Origin of the sequence: Pseudomonas sp. WS 5059 (genome assembly GCF_012985525.1) — a bacterium.
GTDB lineage: Bacteria > Pseudomonadota > Gammaproteobacteria > Pseudomonadales > Pseudomonadaceae > Aquipseudomonas.
In genome coordinates, this window is record NZ_JAAQWO010000003.1 from 77,112 (window position 1) to 96,187 (window position 19,076).

A 19,076-nucleotide genomic window follows, 5' to 3' on the forward strand; every position below is an offset into this window, starting at 1 on the left:
ATTCACTCCAGGAGAGCCCACATGGCCAACACCTCTTTACGCAAAGCGTCATTGGAAAGCATGGAAGCCGAGATTTCGAGCCTGCTCAAATCCCTTGAGAGCCTCAAGGACGATGCGTCTGACGAGTCGCGCAAAACCCTGAAGGCCCTCAAAAGCAATGCCGAGAATGCCCTCAAGCACTCCCGCCACTTGATCAGCGACGCCTACGAAGAAAGCAAAGTGAAAATCCGCGAAACCGGGGCTGCCACCCGTGACTATGCACAGGAGCACCCTTGGACCACCGCCGGCGTTGCCGTTGGCGCACTGGGCCTGCTGGCGGCTTACCTGCTGTGCAAACGCGGTGACTAAACCGGCTGGCGCGCAAGCTCAGCCTTGAGCCATTGCGCCAGCTGCCGGGCGCGCCCATCCGCGGCGCGCTTGGGTAGCCACAACGCCAGTTGCGCCGGGGTTTGACTAAAACCCCATGGCGCAACCAGGCGACCGGCGCGCACGTCCTCCGCCACCAGCGGTTGCGGTGCGATCGCCACCCCAAGGCCAGCCACGGCCGCCTCCAGCAAATAATACAGATGCTCAAACCCCTGGCCGTACTTCAATGCACCGGGCTCGATGCCATGGTGCTGTGCCCAATTGGGCCAGGCTTGCGGGCGCGAAGTGGTGTGCAACAGGGCTTCGCCCAGCAGAGCCTGGGCGGGTGCCTGGCGCAGGGCTTGGTAATGGGCAAAATGCGGGCTCATCACCGGGCCAATCCGCTCGCTCGCCAGCTCGTAGACCTGCATATCCGCAGGCCACGGCGGCTCGGCAAACAGCAGCAGGGCGTCCAGGCCCGGGCGCCTTGGGTCAAGGTCGCCTTCGCCCGCCGATAGATGCAGGCGCAAATCCGGCAAGTCGGCATTCAAGCGCCCCAGGCGCGGAATAAACCAACGCGCCAGCAGACTGCCGGAACAGCCGAGGACAAACGGCGCATCGGCGCTGCTTTGGGTCAACTCCCCGCACACATCCCGCAGACGCTCGAACGCCTCGAAGCTGGCATCGCGCAGCCGCACGCCGGCATCTGTGAGTTTAATGCCGCGTCCATCCTTGACGAAAAGACTCACCCCAAGGTGTTCTTCCAACACTTTCAGTTGTCGGCTGACCGCACCATGGGTCACATGCAATTGCTCGGCGGCCTGGCTGACGCTGTTGAGGCGGGCGGTGGCTTCAAATGCACGCAGGGCATTAAGCGGCGGAAGGTCTCGGCTCATCTGTGAGTTTTCCTGACAGGTTGCGGCGATCTTATCGGTTTTCACGGTCCGGCGTCAGGGGTAGAGTGGCCGTCATTGCCTCTCCCAACTTTCTTCCTGGAGCGCACCATGACTCAGTCCCAGACCGATTTACGCAACGGCCCTGACGCCAACGGCCTGTTTGGCGCGTTCGGCGGCCGCTACGTGGCGGAAACCCTGATGCCGTTGATCCTCGACCTGGCCCGCGAATACGAAGCGGCCAAGATCGATCCGGCCTTCAACGAAGAACTGGCCTACTTCCAGCGCGACTATGTCGGACGCCCCAGCCCGCTGTACTTTGCCGAGCGCCTGACCGAGTTCTGCGGCGGCGCCAAGATCTACCTCAAGCGCGAAGAGCTCAACCACACCGGCGCGCACAAGATCAACAACTGCATCGGCCAGATCCTGTTGGCGCGGCGCATGGGCAAGAAACGCATCATCGCCGAGACCGGCGCCGGCATGCACGGCGTGGCCACCGCCACCGTCGCCGCGCGGTTTGGCCTGCAATGTGTGATCTACATGGGCACCACTGATATCGAGCGCCAGCAGGCCAACGTGTTCCGCATGAAGCTTTTGGGCGCCGAAGTGATCCCGGTGGTGGCCGGCACCGGCACCCTCAAGGACGCGATGAACGAAGCCCTGCGCGACTGGGTGACCAACGTCGACAGCACCTTCTACCTGATCGGCACCGTGGCCGGCCCGCACCCGTACCCGGCGATGGTGCGCGACTTCCAGGCGGTGATCGGCAAGGAAACCCGCACCCAGTTGCAAGCCCAGGAAGGCCGCCTGCCGGACAGCCTGGTGGCGTGCATCGGCGGTGGCTCGAATGCCATGGGCCTATTCCACCCGTTCCTCGATGACACCAGTGTCCAGATCATTGGTGTTGAAGCCGCCGGCTACGGCATCGAGACCGGCAAGCACGCGGCCAGCCTCAATGGCGGCGTACCGGGCGTGCTGCACGGCAACCGTACCTTCCTGTTGCAGGACGACGACGGCCAGATCATCGACGCCCACTCGATCTCTGCGGGCCTCGACTACCCCGGCATCGGCCCTGAGCATGCATGGTTGCACGACATTGGCCGCGTCCAGTACACCTCGGTAACTGACGACGAAGCCCTCGACGCCTTTCACAAATGCTGCCGTCTGGAAGGGATTATTCCTGCACTGGAAAGCGCCCACGCCCTGGCCGAAGTGTTCAAGCGCGCACCGAGCCTGCCCAAGGATCACCTGATGGTGGTCAACCTGTCGGGCCGTGGCGACAAGGACATGCAGACAGTGATGCACCATATGGAACAGTCTCAGCAGGAGAAACACTAAATGAGCCGCCTGCAAACCCGCTTTGCGCAACTCAAGGAACAAAACCGCGCCGCCCTGGTGACCTTCGTTACCGCTGGCGACCCGGGGTATGACACTTCCCTGGCGATCCTCAAGGGCTTGCCGGCAGCCGGCGCCGATGTGATCGAGCTGGGCATGCCTTTCACCGACCCCATGGCCGATGGCCCGGCGATCCAGCTGGCCAATATCCGTGCGTTGGGCGCCAAGCAGAACCTGGCGAAAACCCTGCAGATGGTTCGCGAGTTCCGCCAGGGCAACAGCGATACGCCGCTGGTGCTGATGGGCTACTTCAACCCGATCCACATGTACGGCGTGCCGCGCTTTATCCATGACGCAAAAGAGGCCGGCGTGGACGGCCTGATCGTGGTCGACATGCCGCCGGAACATAACAGCGAACTGTGCGACCCGGCCCAGGCCGCAGGCATCGACTTTATCCGCCTGACCACGCCCACCACCGACGATGCGCGCCTGCCCACCGTGCTCAACGGCAGCTCCGGGTTTGTGTACTACGTGTCGGTGGCCGGTGTGACCGGTGCCGGTGCCGCCACCCTGGAACACGTGGAAGAGGCCGTCGGCCGCCTGCGCCGGCATACCGACCTGCCGATCAGCATCGGCTTCGGCATCCGCACCCCGGAACAGGCCGCCGCCATCGCCCGCCTGGCGGACGGTGTGGTGGTGGGGTCGGCGCTGATCGACCACATCGCCAATGCCAGCAACGACCAGCAAGCGATTGATGGGGTGTTGAGCCTGTGTGCAGCGCTGTCGGAAGGTGTGCGTAACGCCCGTAAATAAACGCCCCCCTTGTAGGAGCGAGCCAAGCTCGCTCCTACAACAGCTTTATTCCTTCAGCTCGATCCGCTCGACCTTACCCACCAGCAGTATGTAAGACAGCGCCCCCAGCAACGCCAACACCGCAATGTAGGTAATCGCCGGCGCAAACGAGTCGCCCGTGGCCAGAAAGCCAATGACGATAGGCGTGGTGATCGCCGCCAGGTTGCCGATGAAGTTGAACACCCCACCCGTCAACCCCAACAGCCGCGCCGGCGCCAGTGTCGAGACCAGCGACCAGGTGATCGACGCCAGGCCGTTGCCGAAGAACGCCACCGCCAGGAATGCAATCACCAGTGGCGTGGAATCCACGAAGTTGGCGCCGATGATCGCCGTGGAGATCAGCAGGCCACTGATGATCGGCAATTTGCGCGCAAACCCTACCGAGGTGCCACGGCGGATCAGCCAGTCGGAAAACAGCCCGGAACACAACACCCCGACAAACGCCGCGAGAAACGGCAGCGAGGCAAGCAGGCCGGACTTGATGAAGTCCATGCCGCGATATTTCACCAGGTAGGTTGGGAACCATGTCAGGAAAAACCACAGGGTCGAGTTCAGGCAGAACTGGCCCAGGTAGATGCCCCACAGCTTGCGTTTAGTCAGCACGATACCCAGGTCGACCCAACTGAAAGGCGCCTTGCGCTTGGCGGTTTGTGCATCCAGGTCCACCAGGCCGCCGCCTGCGCGGATCAACTCGATTTCTGCGCTGTTGACCCCTTTGAAATCCCGCGGCTCGCGGTACACCGCATACCACACCAGTGCCCAGAGGATGCCCACTGCGCCGGTGCTGATAAACACCATGTGCCAGCCATAGTGATGCTGCAACCACGCCAGTACCGGGGTAAGGAACGCCAGCCCGACGAACTGCCCGGACGTGTAGAAACCAATGGCCGTGGCGCGCTCACGCTCGGGAAACCAGCTGGTGACGACCCGACTGTTGATCGGATAAGCCGGCGCTTCCAGGGCACCCACCGCCATGCGCAACACAAACAGCGCGATAAAGCTTGCGGCAAACCCCAGCATCACCGTGGCAATCGACCACAACAGCAAGGCCACGGTGTACAAAATGCGCGGTGGCACCCGGTCCACCAGCCAGCCGCCGGGGATTTGCATGGCGGCGTAGGTCCAGCCGAACGCCGAGAAAATCAGCCCCACATGCACCGGGTCGATCCCCAGCTCGCTGGTCAGGGCCGGCGCGGCAATCGACAGGTTGCTGCGGTCCAGGTAGTTGATCACCACCGTGATAAACAGCAGGACCATGATGAAGTAACGCTTGCGGCTGGGCGTGACGAGGGACGCCTGGCCGGTGAGGGTTTCAGGGTGCATGGGGGGAGCCTCTTATTATGTTTATTGAGGTCGGTTAACGGCTACCGGGTTGAAAGTGGGAGCTGGCTTGCCTGCGATGGCGGCGGAACATTCAACATTGCTATCGCAGGCAAGCCAGCTCCCACACTGACCGCGTTCCGTCAGGTGACAATCACCACTCGGCAAAACTGCCATCGGCATGCCGCCAGATCGGGTTGCGCCAGCGGTGACCAATGGCCGCGCGCTCGATCACGTATTCCTCGTTGATCTCAATCCCCAGCCCCGGCCCGTTGGGGATTTTCACAAAGCCCTGGTCGTAGTCGAAAACTCCCGGATCGCGCACGTAGTCGAGCAAATCGTTGCTCTCGTTGTAGTGAATGCCCAGGCTTTGCTCCTGGATAAACGCGTTGTAGCAAACCGCATCCAGTTGCAGGCACGCCGCCAGGGCAATCGGGCCCAGCGGGCAGTGCAGGGACAGGGCCACGTCGTAGGCTTCGGCCATGTTGGCGATCTTGCGGGTTTCGGTGATGCCGCCGGCGTGGGATGCATCCGGCTGGATGATGTCGACGTAACCTTCACTGAGCACACGCTTGAAATCCCAGCGCGAGAACAGCCGCTCGCCCAGGGCAATCGGGGTGCTGGTCAAAGGCGCCAGTTCCTTGAGCGCTTCGTAGTTTTCGCTGAGCACCGGCTCCTCGATAAACATCAGCTTGTACGGGTCCAGCTCTTTCATCAGCACCTTGGCCATGGGCTTGTGTACGCGGCCATGGAAGTCCACGCCAATGCCGACATTCGGGCCGACCGCGTCGCGCACGGCGGCCACGTTGGCCAGGGCCTGGTCGACCTTGTCGAAGGTGTCGAGAAATTGCAGCTCCTCGGTGCCATTCATCTTCACCGCCGTAAACCCCCGGGCCACGGCTTCCTTGGCCGCACGGGCGGTGTCGGCCGGGCGGTCGCCGCCGATCCACGAGTAGACGCGGATCTTGTCCCGCACCTGGCCGCCCAGCAGGTCGCTGACCGACACGCCGAGGGCCTTGCCCTTGATGTCCCACAACGCCTGGTCGATACCGGCCAGGGCGCTCATATGAATCGCGCCGCCCCGGTAGAAGCCGCCGCGATACAGCACGGTCCAGATATCTTCGATATTGCGTGGGTCTTTGCCGATCAAGTAGTCGGACAATTCCTCGACCGCCGCCGCCACGGTGTGGGCGCGGCCTTCAACCACGGGCTCGCCCCAACCGGTTACACCCTGGTCGGTTTCCACTTTGAGGAAGCACCAGCGCGGCGGCACGATAAAGGTGGTCAGTTTGGTGATTTTCATCTTCTTATCTCTCTTGTCGGATGCGGCGCCTGAGGCGCCAGGCACACTCAGTTCAAGGCATTCCAGGCAGCGACATACGCCTGGGCACGGCTCGCCACCTGCTCGACCGTCATGCCGGGCTTGAACAGCCCGGAGCCCAGGCCAAAGCCCTTGACCCCGGCGTCGACGAACACTTGCATGTTGTCCGGGGTAATCCCGCCCACCGGCAGCAGGACCGTGCCGGCCGGCAACACCGCCAGCCAGGCCTTGACCACCGCCGGGCCCATTTGCTCGGCCGGGAACAGCTTGAGCACATCGGCCCCTTCGGCCAGGGCGGCGAAGGCTTCAGTGGGCGTCGCGACCCCAGGCGACAGGTACAGGCCCGCAGCTTTTGCGGCACGCAGCACCTTGGCATCGCTGTGGGGCATGACGATCACCTGGCCACCCGCCGCCTTCACCCGCTCCACCTGCTCGGGCGTCAGCACGGTGCCAGCGCCGATCAGGCAGTCGGCGGGCAACGTCTCACGCAGGGTGCGGATGCTGGTGTAGGGATCTGGCGAATTGAGCGGCACTTCGATCACCCGGAACCCGGCCTGGTACAGCACCTGGCCGACAGCGCCAGCCTCATCCGGGCGCAGGCCCCGCAGGATCGCGATCAAACCGTTGTGTGTGAGTGCTTGCTTGAGCATGTCAGGCCTCGATTGCAGGTTGAATGAGCCCGGCGGCCAGCGCCAGTTGCCACAGGCCGCGCTCGGTCGCTGCTTGCGCGAGGCTGACGTGGTGCAAACCACACAGGGCGAGGGCACGTTGGTAGCGGGCGCAGAGGGCGGCGGCGCCCACCAGGATGATCGGCGTGTGGCGCGCACGGTCGGGCAAGCCGGCCAGTTCATGGCCAATCAGCAGGCCGGACAGGTAGTCGGGCTGCTGCTCAGGAGTCAGTTCTGCGGTCAACCCCAGGGTGCGCGCGCTGAACAGGGTCGACAGCACACCGCGCCGGCCATCCTCTGAAAGTGCCACGCGCACACCCCGGTCAAAGGCGTCGGCCTGAAACTGCCCGGCGCTCTTTTGCGTACGCCCCAGAATGCTGTGCTTGCTCAGCACCGCGAACAGTTCGCCGGTCATGAAGGTGTCGAAATGGGTAATGCGGCCTGCGACCACCTCGACCCATTTGGAATGGCTGCCGGGCAGGCCGATCAATAATTCAGCGCTGGCTGGCAGGCTTTGCAGCACGCCGAGCACCTGGGTTTCTTCGCCGCGCATCACGTTGGGTAAACCGACCTGCTCGATCACACCGGGCACGATATGCACATCCACACCGCGCAAACTGCGCACCTTGTGCAGCGCCAAGCCCAGGCTGGCGACGTCAACCGGCGTCTTGCGATAGGCCGCCTCACCCCACCCCTGGGCGCTGCCGACCATGCCGCAGGCGATCACCGGCAGCTCGGGCTGGGCGTCGAGCCAGTCGCCGCACGCGGTATCAAAGGCCAGCTCAAACCCATCGCTGCAATGAACACCACCGATCAATCGCGGTGCACTGGGCAAATGCATGATCCCCGACGCCAGCGAGCGCTGTTCGAGGACCTGGCCACCTGGGCCGAGCTTATAGGCACGAAGGGAACTGGTTCCCCAATCGAGCGCGATCAATTGCGCCGGCATCGCTTCACCTGGAATGTGGCAGATGGCCGACTATAAACCTAAGGCTGAAAATATCTCAATATATAAATATCAATCCCATATAGTGGAACAACCCAGAAAAAATCCCCACGTCCCTGTGCTGTTCTTCGCACCAGAACGTGAGGACTTAACTGACAGCAACTGGTTAAAAAATCGACAAATCCAACGGCCGCATGGCGCCCATCCAGATCGCATAGTCGGTGTGATCCTTCAGGTCATCGCCGGTATCCGGGTGCAGAAACACCACCAACCCGTTGCGGTTGAGCGCCAGCCACGGCAGCGCCACGCCGATGTACTCGGGGTCGAACGCCAGCTGGCAGCTCCAGTCCGGATGCGGGCCCACCGGGCGCTCGTGCATGCGCCCCATGCGCACCGGGAAGATGGCCGCCGCGTCTTCGCAGAGCTTGCGCGCCTGGTCGAGGGTGCTGGCGTCGAAGTAGATATGGGCGTGGTAGCCCTTGATACGTTGCATGACTGGCTCCGGACTCGTTGATCGGCCGATCCTAGACCGCAATCGACGGCAGGGCCAGCCCGGCCAGGGACTGCGCGCTGCTGGCCTGCTCGGCCGCCAGCCAGTCGACAAACCGTTCGATCAACTGCCCGCGCCGTTTGCGCTGGGGCAACACCACGTAATAACCAAAGCGCGAGATCACCGTGTCGCCAATCGGCCGGCACAGCCATTTCTGCTCCAGCAGATTATCCACCAGATGGCGCCAGCCGATGGCCACGCCCTGGCCGGCAATCGCCGCCTGGATCAAAAGGGTGTAATTGTCGAAACGCAGCAGGCCGGGGGTCGGTGCGGCGGTGATGCCCAGTTCGCGAAACACCCCGTTCCAGTCGAACCACTGGCTGTTTTCCTGGCGCAGGTGCAATAGCGGCAGCTCCGGCAGGCTTTGTAGCGACAGCGGCGTGGCGCGGCCCTTGAGCAGTTGCGGGCTGCACACCGGGAACACTTCCTCGTTGAACAACCACTGGCTGTGGCCCTGGCGAAAACGCCCGTCGCCAAACAACACCGCCACATCGATGTCACTGCGCAAGGCCGCGTGGTTGCGCTCGCTGGTGACCAGGCTCACATCCACTTGCGGGTTGGCCTCATGAAAGCGATGCAGACGCGGCATCAGCCAGTAGGCGGCGAAGGCGAAGTCGGTCGCCACTTGCAACACTTCGTGCTGGTCCTGCTCCGTGATTAGCCCCAGGCCCGCATCAATGCTCTGCAATCCGGCCTGGACGTGCTCGAACAACAGCATGCCCGCGTCAGTCAATTCGATGCCGCGGTAGATACGGTCGAACAGGCGTACGGCCAGCTGTTCTTCCAGGCGCTTGATCTGCTGGCTGACGGCCGGCTGGGTGGTGCCCAGCTCCATCGCAGCCGCTGTAAAGCTGCGATGACGGGCGGCGGCTTCAAAGGCGCGCAACAGATCCAGCGACAGGTTTCCCAGGGCTTTATACATAAGCGGTGCTTATCCTAGACATTGCTTTTCATGGGCTTTACCACGGTTTCCACGGCCTGCATGCTCAATCGCATAAACACTGACTATGGAATGCCGAGAGACCATGAAGCGCAAGAACATTCTTTTCATCATGGCCGATCAAATGGCCGCGCCGTTGCTTCCGTTCTACGGCCCTTCGCCGATCAAACTGCCCAACCTCAGCCGCCTGGCCGCACAAGGTGTGGTGTTCGACGCTGCGTACTGCAACAGCCCGCTGTGTGCGCCGTCGCGTTTTACCCTGGTCAGCGGCCAGTTGCCGAGCAAGATTGGCGCCTACGACAACGCGGCGGATTTCCCCGCCGATGTACCGACCTATGCCCACTACCTGCGCCGCCTCGGCTACCGCACGGCGCTGTCGGGCAAGATGCACTTTTGCGGGCCGGACCAGTTGCACGGCTATGAAGAGCGCCTCACCAGCGATATCTACCCCGCCGACTACGGCTGGGCGGTGAACTGGGATGAGCCCGACGTGCGCCCCACCTGGTATCACAACATGTCGTCGGTGCTGCAAGCCGGCCCGTGTGTGCGCACCAACCAGCTGGATTTCGACGAAGAGGTGGTGTTCAAGGCCCAGCAGTACCTGTTCGACCATATTCGCGAGGACGGCGACCAGCCATTCTGCCTCACGGTTTCCATGACTCACCCCCACGACCCGTACACCATTCCCAAACCGTTCTGGGATCTGTACGACGACAATGACATCCCAATGCCTACAACGCCGGCCCAGGCCGACCTGGACCCGCATTCCCAGCGCCTGCTCAAGGTCTACGACCTGTGGGACAAGCCGCTGCCTGTGGATAAGATCCGCGATGCGCGGCGCGCTTACTTCGGGGCGTGCAGCTACATTGACAGCAACGTCGGCAAACTCCTGCAAACCCTGCAGGACACAGGCCTGGCCGAGGACACCATCATCGTGTTCTCCGGCGACCACGGCGACATGCTCGGCGAGCGGGGGCTCTGGTACAAAATGCACTGGTTTGAAATGGCCGCGCGGGTGCCGCTGCTGGTCAGTGCACCGGGGCAATTCAAGGCCGGGCGGGTGAGTGCGGCGGTGTCCACCGCCGACCTGTTGCCGACCCTGGTGGAGCTGGCCGGCGGCGAGCTGGACCCCAACCTGCCGCTGGACGGCCGCTCACTGGTCCCGCACTTGCAAGGGCAGGGCGGGCATGACGAGGTGTTCGGCGAGTACATGGCCGAAGGCACCATCGGCCCATTGATGATGATTCGCCGGGAGGCCTACAAATTCATCTACAGCGAGGACGATCCTTGCCTACTGTTTGATGTGCACCACGACCCACGTGAGCAAGAAGAACTCAGTCAGTCGCCGGCCCATCGTGCGTTGTTCGAGGCGTTCCTGGCCGAAGCGCGGGCCAAGTGGGACATGCCGGCGATCCACCAGCAAGTGCTCGCCAGCCAACGCCGTCGGCGCCTGGTATGCGAGGCGCTGGCGGTGGGCAAACTCAAGAGCTGGGATCACCAGCCGCTGGTAGACGCCAGCCAGCAGTACATGCGCAACCATATCGACCTCGACGATCTGGAGCACAAGGCCCGTTATCCACAACCCTGCCAAAACCAATAAATCAGTAAGGGGAAGGCCATGCAAAAGTTATCCACAATCGTGAGTGCAGTGTTGTTGCTCAGTGCCACCCATGCGTATGCCGACACCCGTTGCGAGACGGTAAAGATGGCCGACCCCGGCTGGAGCGACATTGCCGCCACCAATGCCATCGCCGGTGTTTTGCTCAGCGGCATGGGCTACAAGGCCAAGATCGATACCCTGGCGGTGCCGATCACGTTTGGCGGGCTCAAGGACGGCCAGGTGGATGTGTTTCTGGGCAACTGGATGCCGGCGCAGCAGGGCTTCTATGACAAGTTCGTGGCCAATGGCGATGTGGTGCAACTGGCGAAAAACCTCGAGGGCACCCAGTTCACCCTCGCGGTGCCGGACTATGTGTGGGAGGCCGGTGTGCGTGACTTTGCCGACCTGAACAAATTTGCCGACAAGTTCGACAAAAAGATCTACGGCATCGGCTCCGGCGCTCCGGCCAACCTTTCGCTGCACGAGATCATCAAGAAAAACGACTTCGACCTCGGCCAGTGGAAGCTGATCGAATCCAGCGAACAGGCGATGCTCGCCGAAGTGTCCAGGGCGGTGAAGCGCGAGCGTTTCGTCACTTTCCTGGGCTGGACACCGCACCCAATGAACGTGCAGTTGAAGATGCGTTACCTCAAGGGCGGCGAAAAATACTTCGGCGACACCGGCAATGTGTACACCCTGACCCGCAAAGGTTATGCACAGGCCTGCCCGAATGTGGCCAGGCTGCTGACCAACCTTACGTTTACCCAGGATATGGAAAACAGCATCATGGCCGAGGTGGTGAACAACAAAGTCAGCAATGCTGACGCGGCGAAGGCATGGATCAAGGCCAATCCGGCGGTTTTGGACAAGTGGCTGGAGGGGGTTGAAACCCTCGATGGCCAGGATGCATTGGCGGCGGTCAAAGCCAAACTCTAAATATTGCCCTGGTTCCTACAGGTCTTCCTATCACCCTGTAGGAGCCGGCTTGCCGGCGAAGAATTCAAAAACGCCGCGTTTTTTCAGGCAACCCGCGTTATCGTTATCCATCTTCGCGAGCAAGCTCGCTCCTACAGTATTTCGAGCGATCCATGTCCCGGCCCCACACTCTGCTCCCATTCCTGCGCTGGCTGCCACGCCAGACCCGCGCCAGCGTCGGCCGGGATGCGCTGGTCGGCCTCAGCGGCGCGGTGCTGGCCTTGCCGCAATCGATCGCCTACGCCCTGATCGCCGGCCTGCCCCCCGAATACGGCCTGTATGCGGCGATCATCCCGGTGCTGATTGCCTGCCTGTGGGGTTCGTCCTGGCATTTGATCTGCGGCCCGACGGCGGCAATTTCCATCGTGCTCTACGCCAGCATCAGCCCGCTGGCGGTGCCTGGCTCCCAGGACTACATCACCCTGATCCTGCTGCTGACCTTACTCGCCGGCGTATTCCAATGGCTGTTGGGCATGTTGCGCTTTGGCGCGCTGGTCAATTTCGTCTCCCATTCCGTCGTCCTCGGCTTCACCCTCGGCGCGGCGGTGGTCATCGCCCTGGGCCAGTTGCCCAACCTGCTGGGGCTCGACCTGCCCAGCCAGGCCACGGCCATCAACAGCCTGCTGGCGCTGATCGACCATGGTGGCGAGTGGGATCGTCCGTCACTGGCCCTTGGCCTGGGCACCTTGCTGGTGGGCGCGCTGCTTAAATACTGCGTGCCGCGCTGGCCAAGCCTGTTGATTGCCCTGGCGGTAGGCAGCCTGGCGGCGTGGGCGTGGCCGGCGATGTTCGGGCATGTGGCGCGGGTCAGCTCATTTGTTGGCCAACTGCCGCCGTTCAGCCCGTTGCCGCTGGACCTGGACATGGTCCTGCGCCTGCTACCCAGCGCCGTGGCGGTGGGCATGCTGGGGCTGGTGACCAGCCTGTCGATTGCCCGCTCGCTGTCGGCGCGCTCGCAACAGTTGCTCGACGCCAACCAGGAAGTACGCGCCCAGGGTTTATCCAATATCGTCGGCGGATTTTTCTCCGGCTACCTGTCGGCCGGATCCTTCACCCGCTCGGGCCTGAGTTACGAGGCGGGCGCCTGTTCGCCGCTGGCGGGGGTGTTTTCGGCGTTGTGGGTCGCACTGTTTGCGCTGTTTGGCGCGGCGGTGATTGCGCACATCCCGATCCCGAGCATGGCCGCCAGCATCCTGCTGATCTGCTGGGGCCTGGTGGATCATCGGGGCATCCGCGCGCTGTGGCGGGTCAGCCGTGCAGAGTGTCTGGTGATGGGCCTGACGTGCCTGGCCACCTTGCTGCTGGAGCTGCAAACGGCAATCTATGCCGGGGTGCTGGCATCGCTGTTCTTCTACCTCAAGCGCACCTCGCAGCCACGGGTGCAGCAATGGCGCGATGGGGACGACGATGTGCTGCGGGTCGGTGGCTCGATCTTCTTTGGCGCCAGCCATTACCTGCAAGTGCGCTTGCAGCGCCTGCAAGGCCAGCGGGTGGTGATCGAGGCGCAGCAGATCAACTTTATCGACTATTCCGGGGTGGAGATGCTGCACCAGGAAGCGCGGCGGTTGCAGGGGTTGGGACGCAGCCTGACGCTGCGCCGGGCGCGGCCGCAAGTGGTGGAGGAGTTGAGGAAGCTGGAAGGGGCGGACAAATGCCCGATCCTTTTCGAAGACTGACACGGTAAAAAACTGTAGGAGCTGGCTTGCCTGCGATAGCGGTGTATCAGTGGCGCATCCGGCGCTGACCCACCGCTATCGCAGGCAAGCTCCTACAGTTGATCTTCAGTGGCCTGCCAACTGCCGACGTAACTCGGCCAGCACCGGCGCCGAATCCGGCCGTACACCGCGCCACAGGTAGAAGGCTTCCGCCGCCTGCTCCACCAGCATGCCCAAGCCATCCATCGCCACCGCCGCAGCGTGTTCAGTGGCCCAGCGGCAGAAGGCGGTCGGCTCCTTGGCGTACATCATGTCGTAGCAAAAGGTCTTGCCCGGTTCGATCAGGCTGCTGGCAATCGGCGGTACATCGCCTGACAGGCTCGCGGAGGTGGCGTTGATGATCAGGTCCACCGGTTCACTCAGCCAGTCGAAACCGCTGGCGGAGACCGGCCCCAGGTCATCGAACAGTTCGGCCAGCCGCTCGGCCTTTTCCACGGTGCGGTTGGCGATGATCAGCGAGGCGGGCTGTTGCGCCAGCAGTGGCTCCAGTGCACCGCGCACTGCGCCGCCGGCACCGAGCAGCAGGATGCGCTTGCCGGCCAGGCTCAGGCCGGCGTTGACGGTCAAGTCGCGCACCAGGCCGGCGCCATCGGTGTTATCACCCAGCAGGCTGCCATCGGCCAGCTTGCTCAGGGTGTTCACCGCGCCTGCGCGTTGCGCGCGCTCGGTCAGGGCATCGGCCAGGCGGTAGGCCTCTTCCTTGAAGGGAACGGTGACGTTGGCACCGCGCCCATGCAGGAAAAATTCCTGAGCACAGCCGGTGAAATCCTCGAGCGGCGCCAGCAGGGTGCTGTAGTCCAGCGCCTGGCCGGTCTGCTCGGCAAACAGGCGATGGATCAGCGGCGATTTGCTGTGGCCGATAGGGTTGCCGAACACCACATAACGATCCATCAGCTGGCCACCTGGGGCGCAGCAAGGCCGAGCCAGTCACGGTCTTGCAGGAAGTAGTCGGTCAGGCGCGCTTCTTCGCTGCCGGCAGCGGCCTTCCAGTCATAGCTCCAGCGCACTTGCGGGGGCAACGACATCAGGATCGACTCGGTACGCCCGCCCGATTGCAGGCCAAACAGCGTGCCACGGTCATAAACCAGGTTGAATTCCACGTAGCGCCCACGGCGAAACTCCTGGAACTGGCGTTGCTGCTCGGTATAAGCCATTGCCTGGCGGCGCTGGACGATCGGCAGGTAAGCGTCGATGTAGGCGTCGCCAATCGCTCGGATAAAGGCGAAGCAGGTGTCGAAGTCCCACTCGTTCAAATCATCGAAGAACAGGCCGCCAATACCCCGGGGCTCGTTGCGATGCTTGATATGGAAGTAGCTGTCGCACCAGGCCTTGTAGCGCGGGTAAACGTCCGCGCCAAACGGCGCGCAGGCCTGCTCGGCCACGCGGTGCCAGTGGATGCAGTCTTCTTCGTTGGCGTAGTAGGGCGTCAGGTCGAAGCCGCCACCGAACCACCACACCGGCTCTTCACCGTCTTTCTCGGCGATGAAAAATCGCACGTTGGCGTGGGACGTTGGCACATGGGGGTTATGCGGGTGGATCACCAGCGACACGCCGAGGGCTTCAAAACCACGACCGGCGAGCTCCGGGCGGTGGGCACTGGCGGACGGTGGGAGGCCGCTGCCAAAGACGTGGGAAAAGTTGACGCCGCCTTTCTCGATCACGGTCCCGTTCTCGATCACCCGCGTGCGGCCACCGCCACCAGCTGGGCGGGTCCAGGCGTCTTCGATAAAGCGTGTATGCGCCTCGAAGGTTTCCAGGGCACTGCAAATGCGGTCTTGCAGGTCGAGCAGGTAGGCTTTTACAGCCTCGGTGCGGGTAGTCATGGCATCACCTTGAATCGGGCAAAGCTACGCGAGGCCATTGGGCGTCGGCGGCAAAGGGGCGCACAGGATACCACCGCGCCGGGCACTGCCACAGTTGACGAAGGTCAAGCATAGGAGTCCGATAGGAGCCTTTCGCGAAACAGACTTGAGGACAGAACAGATGGCCAAACGTATCCAGTTCAGCGCCCATGGCGGCCCCGAAGTACTTGAGTATGTGGACTACACACCCGTGGAGCCCGGCCCACAGCAGGTTCGGGTGCGGAACAAGGCCATTGGCCTGAACTTCATCGACACCTATTACCGCAGCGGTCTGTATGCACCGCCAGCCTTGCCCTCGGGCCTGGGCGCGGAGGGCGCTGGCGTGGTGGATGCGGTGGGCAGCGCAGTCACTCAATTCAAGGTCGGCGACCGCGTGGCCTACGGCAGCGGCCCGCTGGGTGCCTACAGCGAACTGCATGTGTTGCCAGCGGCCAACCTGGTGCACCTGCCGGACGCGATCAGCTTCGAACAAGCGGCTGGCGCCATGCTCAAGGGCCTGACCGTGCAGTACCTGCTGCGCCAGACCTATGAGTTGCAAGGCGGTGAAACCATCCTGTTCCACGCCGCTGCAGGTGGCGTCGGTTCCCTGGCCTGCCAATGGGCCAAGGCCCTGGGCGTGAAGCTGATCGGTACGGTCAGTTCGCCGGAAAAAGCCGCCCTGGCCAAATCCCTCGGCGCCTGGGAAACCATCGACTACAGCCAGGAAAATGTCCCACAGCGGGTGCTGGAACTGACCGACGGCAAAAAATGCCCGGTGGTGTACGACGGCGTCGGCAAGGACACCTGGCTCGCCTCGCTGGACAGCGTGGCGCCACGTGGCCTGCTGGTGAGTTTCGGCAATGCCTCGGGCGCGGTGGACGGGGTGAACCTGGGGATTCTGGCGGCGAAAGGCTCGCTGTACGTGACCCGGCCGACGCTGGCGACCTACGCCAACAATCCGCAGAACCTACAGGCCATGGCCGATGACCTGTTTGGCATGATCGCAAGCGGCAAGGTGCGCATTGATATCAACCAGCGCTTTTCGTTGGCGGATGCGGCGAAGGCGCAGGTGGAGTTGTCGGGGCGGCGGACGACGGGGTCGACCATTCTGTTGCCTTGAGATCTCGGTGGTTTGGCAGACCGCTATCGCGGGCAAGCCCGCTCCCACATTCGACCGATTTCCAGCATGGGAATGCGCTCGAATGTGGGAGCGGGCTTGCTCGCGATGGCCACGCCTGGGTCTCAGGACGGGCGCCGAACCTCGCCCGTCGCCAGGTCCCGAATCAAACTCGGGTTCTTGCGCCCACCCAGGCTACCGCCCAGCACCAAATCCACCTGCCCACGGAAATACTGCTCCACCCGGATCCGCGTGCGCGCTGCCGGCCGGCCTTGCGGGTTGGCCGAGGTGGAAATCAACGGGCCCACCAATGCACACAAATCCCGCACCAGCGGATGATCACTGACTCGCAACGCCACGGTGTCGTGCTTGCCGGTAATCCACTCAGGCAGCAAGTCTTGATGGGGTACCAGCCAGGTATTGGGTCCCGGCCAGGTACTGGCCATGCGGTCGATCCAGGTGTCCGGGAAGTCTTCGAACAGAAAATCGAACTGCCGGATATTGTCGGCGACCAGGATCAAGCCCTTGTCCACCGAGCGGCCCTTGATCGCCAGCAAGCGCTCCACCGACTCCTCGTTCCATGGGTCGCAGCCCAGGCCCCACACCGCCTCGGTCGGATAGGCAATCACCGCGCCTGCGCGAATTTCTCGTGCGGCTTCTTGCACACGCCACCTGTTGACCATTACTCACTCTCCGGACTAAAGCTCTGCGCAGTTTACCGATCTTCGTTACAAAACCTAACTGCGCGCGAGCCAGCGGCCACTTTCGCAGATCACCCGGCCCTCCAGCTCCAGTTCGGTGAGGCTCGCCAACACCTGGGACAGGCTCTGCCCGCTGGCGATGGCCAGGCCTTCGCTGGTGTGGGGCGCCGCGTGCAGCAACGCCAGCAGCGGATGGGTCACCGGCACCGGCGCGGGCCGCGACAACGCCTGCCAGCCGCGCAGCCCCTCAAGGATGTGCTCGATGGTCTCCACCAGCACCGCCCCCTCACGGATCAATTGGTGACAACCCCTGGCCCCCGGGTGATGAATCGACCCCGGTATGGCGTACACCTCGCGGCCCTGCTCGGCCGCCAGCCGCGCGGTGATCAGCGAACCGCTGGCCACGCTGGCTTCCACCACCAGCACGCCCAGGGACAGGCCACTGATAATGCGGTTGCGTCGCGGGAAGTTGCCGGCCTGGGGCCCGGCGTCCAGCGGGAACTCGGAAACCACCGCGCTGCCCTGGGCAATCATCGCCTCGGCGAGCCGGCGGTGGCGCTGTGGATAAAAATTTTCCAGGCCGGTGCCCAACACCCCGATTGTCTGCCCCCCGACATCTAATGCCGCCTGGTGCGCCGCCCCATCGATGCCCAGGGCCAGGCCGCTGGTGATCACAAAACCGGCGCCCGCCAGGCTGCGGGAAAAGGCCGCCGCCGTATCCATTCCGGGTCGGGAAGCACGGCGGCTGCCGACCATGGCCAGCTGCGGTTTTTCCAGGATGGCGGGATTGCCGGCGACGAATAACAAGGGTGGCGCATCGCCCAACTCGGCCAGCAGGGCCGGGTAGTCGGGCTGGTCCCACATCAGCAAATGTTGGGCCGGATGCTCAAGCCAAGCCAATGCGACGCTGGCGCCATCACGCACCTGCACGCTGCGCCGGGCTTCGGCGCAGGCGGCCGGCAACCCCAGGGAGCGCCAGGCACTGGCCGGTGCGCCGATGGCTTTCGAGGCGCAACCAAAGGCCTCGATCAACGTCTTGAAACGCCTGGGCCCCAGCTCCGGCATGCGGTGCAAACGCAGGCGGGCTTCGAGCTCGGCAGGGGAAATATCTGCAGTAGGGATTGCTGACATATGATCATCCTTGATCAGGAACAAGCTGTGGATAACTCTGTTGGTAACTTATTTAGCAGGCTAATTATTGCAACTGGTTATTGCCGCCCAACCTGGCGCCCCGTTTTGAAGACGAGTAGCGATTTCCTCATGGGGGCAATCTCCTTTATTATGTCGGTTCGCGTGAAATGCCTTGGCCTTCGCGGCCTGCGAGCGTTTCACACCGGCCGTGCGGGGTGTCCCGAGGCCGATTTGCCTTTACCTCACATGTGCAGCAATTACGCTTATGGCTATTTTGAACATCCTCGAATTCCCGGACTCGCGCCTGCGCACTATCGCCAAACCGGTGGCCGTAGTGGACGACAAGGTTCGTCAGCTGGTCGATGACATGTTTGAAACAATGTATGAAGCCCCGGGCATCGGCCTCGCCGCCACCCAGGTCAACGTGCACCTGCGCGTGGTGGTCATGGACCTGTCCGAAGACCGCAGCGAACCGATGGTGTACATCAACCCGGAATTCGAGCCGCTGACCGACGAGATGGGCGAATACCAGGAAGGCTGCCTGTCGGTGCCGGAGTTCTACGAGAACGTCGAACGCCCGCTGCGCGTCAAGATCAAGGCCCTGGACCGCGACGGCAAGCCATTCGAGCTGATTGCCGAAGGCCTGCTGGCGGTGTGCATCCAGCACGAGTGCGACCACCTCAACGGCAAGCTGTTTGTCGATTACCTGTCCACGCTCAAACGCGACCGGATCAAGAAGAAACTGGAAAAGAAGCATCGCCAGCAAGCTTGATTCCCTTCTTTCAAAGGCTTGCTCCGGCAAGCCTTTTTCTTTTGTGAGACGTTT

Annotated in this window: 19 protein-coding genes; 8 read left to right on the forward strand and 11 right to left on the reverse strand. The window is 62.8% G+C overall.

Annotation, left to right across the window (positions count from 1 at the left end; all coding sequences use genetic code 11):
- Window positions 1–21: 21 nt before the first annotated feature.
- Window positions 22–348 carry an ElaB/YgaM/YqjD family protein gene (locus tag HBO12_RS09215; protein ID WP_016969656.1) on the forward strand — a complete coding sequence of 109 codons (327 nt, stop codon included), beginning with the start codon at window positions 22–24 and terminating at the stop codon, window positions 346–348.
- On the opposite strand, the gene HBO12_RS09220 is transcribed toward HBO12_RS09215, so the two are convergent.
- Window positions 345–1,241: a LysR family transcriptional regulator gene (locus tag HBO12_RS09220; RefSeq protein ID WP_170041993.1), complete on the reverse strand. Its 897-nt coding sequence runs from the start codon at window positions 1,239–1,241 to the stop codon at window positions 345–347. The two genes, HBO12_RS09215 and HBO12_RS09220, sit on opposite strands and share 4 nt — an antisense overlap.
- 108 nt (window positions 1,242–1,349) lie before the next feature.
- Between HBO12_RS09220 and trpB the strand changes: the two genes are divergently transcribed.
- Window positions 1,350–2,576: a tryptophan synthase subunit beta gene (gene trpB, locus HBO12_RS09225; RefSeq protein WP_169954090.1), complete on the forward strand. Its 1,227-nt coding sequence runs from the start codon at window positions 1,350–1,352 to the stop codon at window positions 2,574–2,576.
- Window positions 2,577–3,386 carry a tryptophan synthase subunit alpha gene (trpA, locus tag HBO12_RS09230; protein WP_170041994.1) on the forward strand — a complete coding sequence of 270 codons (810 nt, stop codon included), beginning with the start codon at window positions 2,577–2,579 and terminating at the stop codon, window positions 3,384–3,386.
- 45 nt (window positions 3,387–3,431) lie between these two features.
- Here trpA and HBO12_RS09235 read toward each other — a convergent pair whose 3' ends face one another.
- The 6 genes from HBO12_RS09235 to HBO12_RS09260 form a co-directional block, all read right to left on the reverse strand.
- Window positions 3,432–4,748: an MFS transporter gene (locus HBO12_RS09235; protein WP_170041995.1), complete on the reverse strand. Its 1,317-nt coding sequence runs from the start codon at window positions 4,746–4,748 to the stop codon at window positions 3,432–3,434.
- A 151-nt stretch (window positions 4,749–4,899) separates the two neighbouring features.
- Window positions 4,900–6,048 (reverse strand): galactonate dehydratase, encoded by a 1,149-nt coding sequence (dgoD, locus tag HBO12_RS09240; protein WP_170041996.1) that lies wholly within the window; start codon window positions 6,046–6,048, stop codon window positions 4,900–4,902.
- A 47-nt stretch (window positions 6,049–6,095) separates the two neighbouring features.
- Window positions 6,096–6,716: a 2-dehydro-3-deoxy-6-phosphogalactonate aldolase gene (locus HBO12_RS09245; RefSeq protein WP_169954088.1), complete on the reverse strand. Its 621-nt coding sequence runs from the start codon at window positions 6,714–6,716 to the stop codon at window positions 6,096–6,098.
- Window position 6,717: 1 nt separating this feature from the next.
- On the reverse strand, window positions 6,718–7,683 hold the full coding sequence (locus HBO12_RS09250) for a 2-dehydro-3-deoxygalactonokinase (RefSeq protein ID WP_170041997.1): 966 nt from the start codon (window positions 7,681–7,683) through the stop codon (window positions 6,718–6,720).
- A 163-nt stretch (window positions 7,684–7,846) separates the two neighbouring features.
- Window positions 7,847–8,173 (reverse strand): DOPA 4,5-dioxygenase family protein, encoded by a 327-nt coding sequence (locus tag HBO12_RS09255; RefSeq protein WP_169954086.1) that lies wholly within the window; start codon window positions 8,171–8,173, stop codon window positions 7,847–7,849.
- A gap of 31 nt (window positions 8,174–8,204) precedes the next feature.
- Window positions 8,205–9,152, reverse strand: a complete 948-nt coding sequence (locus HBO12_RS09260; protein ID WP_170041998.1) for a choline sulfate utilization transcriptional regulator — start codon at window positions 9,150–9,152, stop codon at window positions 8,205–8,207.
- Between the two features lie 103 nt (window positions 9,153–9,255).
- Here HBO12_RS09260 and betC point away from each other — a divergent pair, with 103 nt between their 5' ends.
- The 3 genes from betC to HBO12_RS09275 all read left to right on the forward strand — a co-directional run bounded on the left by betC (window position 9,256) and on the right by HBO12_RS09275 (window position 13,421).
- A complete protein-coding gene (gene betC, locus HBO12_RS09265) occupies window positions 9,256–10,770 on the forward strand; it encodes a choline-sulfatase (RefSeq protein ID WP_170041999.1) in 1,515 nt (504 codons plus the stop codon).
- Between the two features lie 18 nt (window positions 10,771–10,788).
- The gene (gene choX / locus HBO12_RS09270; protein WP_170042000.1) at window positions 10,789–11,706 is read left to right on the forward strand and encodes a choline ABC transporter substrate-binding protein; all 918 of its coding nucleotides are present in this window, start codon (window positions 10,789–10,791) and stop codon (window positions 11,704–11,706) included.
- A gap of 152 nt (window positions 11,707–11,858) precedes the next feature.
- The gene (locus HBO12_RS09275; RefSeq protein ID WP_170042001.1) at window positions 11,859–13,421 is read left to right on the forward strand and encodes a SulP family inorganic anion transporter; all 1,563 of its coding nucleotides are present in this window, start codon (window positions 11,859–11,861) and stop codon (window positions 13,419–13,421) included.
- Between the two features lie 105 nt (window positions 13,422–13,526).
- Here HBO12_RS09275 and aroE read toward each other — a convergent pair whose 3' ends face one another.
- The gene (gene aroE, locus HBO12_RS09280; RefSeq protein ID WP_169954081.1) at window positions 13,527–14,351 is read right to left on the reverse strand and encodes a shikimate dehydrogenase; all 825 of its coding nucleotides are present in this window, start codon (window positions 14,349–14,351) and stop codon (window positions 13,527–13,529) included.
- The gene (gene hemF, locus HBO12_RS09285) at window positions 14,351–15,283 is read right to left on the reverse strand and encodes an oxygen-dependent coproporphyrinogen oxidase (RefSeq protein WP_170042002.1); all 933 of its coding nucleotides are present in this window, start codon (window positions 15,281–15,283) and stop codon (window positions 14,351–14,353) included. Before hemF ends, aroE begins: the two co-directional genes overlap by 1 nt.
- Window positions 15,284–15,443: 160 nt before the next feature.
- Between hemF and HBO12_RS09290 the strand changes: the two genes are divergently transcribed.
- Window positions 15,444–16,421, forward strand: coding sequence for an NADPH:quinone reductase (locus tag HBO12_RS09290; protein WP_169954079.1), 978 nt, complete (start codon window positions 15,444–15,446; stop codon window positions 16,419–16,421).
- A gap of 122 nt (window positions 16,422–16,543) precedes the next feature.
- Here HBO12_RS09290 and tsaC read toward each other — a convergent pair whose 3' ends face one another.
- Together tsaC and dprA are read right to left on the reverse strand one after the other, a co-directional pair.
- On the reverse strand, window positions 16,544–17,101 hold the full coding sequence (tsaC, locus tag HBO12_RS09295; RefSeq protein ID WP_170042003.1) for an L-threonylcarbamoyladenylate synthase type 1 TsaC: 558 nt from the start codon (window positions 17,099–17,101) through the stop codon (window positions 16,544–16,546).
- Between the two features lie 54 nt (window positions 17,102–17,155).
- A complete protein-coding gene (gene dprA / locus HBO12_RS09300) occupies window positions 17,156–18,250 on the reverse strand; it encodes a DNA-processing protein DprA (protein WP_169954077.1) in 1,095 nt (364 codons plus the stop codon).
- 265 nt (window positions 18,251–18,515) lie between these two features.
- On the opposite strand from dprA, the gene def reads away from it, so the two are divergent.
- The gene (def, locus tag HBO12_RS09305) at window positions 18,516–19,022 is read left to right on the forward strand and encodes a peptide deformylase (protein ID WP_029290229.1); all 507 of its coding nucleotides are present in this window, start codon (window positions 18,516–18,518) and stop codon (window positions 19,020–19,022) included.
- Window positions 19,023–19,076 lie beyond the last annotated feature (54 nt).

Coding starts and splice junctions, on each gene's coding strand:
- choX (WP_170042000.1), top strand. CDS start 10,789: ATGCAAAAGTTATCCACAATCGTGAGTGCAGTGTTGTTGCTCAGTGCC.
- HBO12_RS09250 (WP_170041997.1), bottom strand. CDS start 7,683: ATGCCGGCGCAATTGATCGCGCTCGATTGGGGAACCAGTTCCCTTCGT.
- HBO12_RS09215 (WP_016969656.1), top strand. CDS start 22: ATGGCCAACACCTCTTTACGCAAAGCGTCATTGGAAAGCATGGAAGCC.
- dprA (WP_169954077.1), bottom strand. CDS start 18,250: ATGTCAGCAATCCCTACTGCAGATATTTCCCCTGCCGAGCTCGAAGCC.
- trpA (WP_170041994.1), top strand. CDS start 2,577: ATGAGCCGCCTGCAAACCCGCTTTGCGCAACTCAAGGAACAAAACCGC.
- HBO12_RS09220 (WP_170041993.1), bottom strand. CDS start 1,241: ATGAGCCGAGACCTTCCGCCGCTTAATGCCCTGCGTGCATTTGAAGCC.
- HBO12_RS09290 (WP_169954079.1), top strand. CDS start 15,444: ATGGCCAAACGTATCCAGTTCAGCGCCCATGGCGGCCCCGAAGTACTT.
- HBO12_RS09255 (WP_169954086.1), bottom strand. CDS start 8,173: ATGCAACGTATCAAGGGCTACCACGCCCATATCTACTTCGACGCCAGC.
- betC (WP_170041999.1), top strand. CDS start 9,256: ATGAAGCGCAAGAACATTCTTTTCATCATGGCCGATCAAATGGCCGCG.
- def (WP_029290229.1), top strand. CDS start 18,516: ATGGCTATTTTGAACATCCTCGAATTCCCGGACTCGCGCCTGCGCACT.
- HBO12_RS09235 (WP_170041995.1), bottom strand. CDS start 4,748: ATGCACCCTGAAACCCTCACCGGCCAGGCGTCCCTCGTCACGCCCAGC.
- aroE (WP_169954081.1), bottom strand. CDS start 14,351: ATGGATCGTTATGTGGTGTTCGGCAACCCTATCGGCCACAGCAAATCG.
- dgoD (WP_170041996.1), bottom strand. CDS start 6,048: ATGAAAATCACCAAACTGACCACCTTTATCGTGCCGCCGCGCTGGTGC.
- HBO12_RS09260 (WP_170041998.1), bottom strand. CDS start 9,152: ATGTATAAAGCCCTGGGAAACCTGTCGCTGGATCTGTTGCGCGCCTTT.
- hemF (WP_170042002.1), bottom strand. CDS start 15,283: ATGACTACCCGCACCGAGGCTGTAAAAGCCTACCTGCTCGACCTGCAA.
- HBO12_RS09275 (WP_170042001.1), top strand. CDS start 11,859: ATGTCCCGGCCCCACACTCTGCTCCCATTCCTGCGCTGGCTGCCACGC.
- trpB (WP_169954090.1), top strand. CDS start 1,350: ATGACTCAGTCCCAGACCGATTTACGCAACGGCCCTGACGCCAACGGC.
- tsaC (WP_170042003.1), bottom strand. CDS start 17,101: ATGGTCAACAGGTGGCGTGTGCAAGAAGCCGCACGAGAAATTCGCGCA.
- HBO12_RS09245 (WP_169954088.1), bottom strand. CDS start 6,716: ATGCTCAAGCAAGCACTCACACACAACGGTTTGATCGCGATCCTGCGG.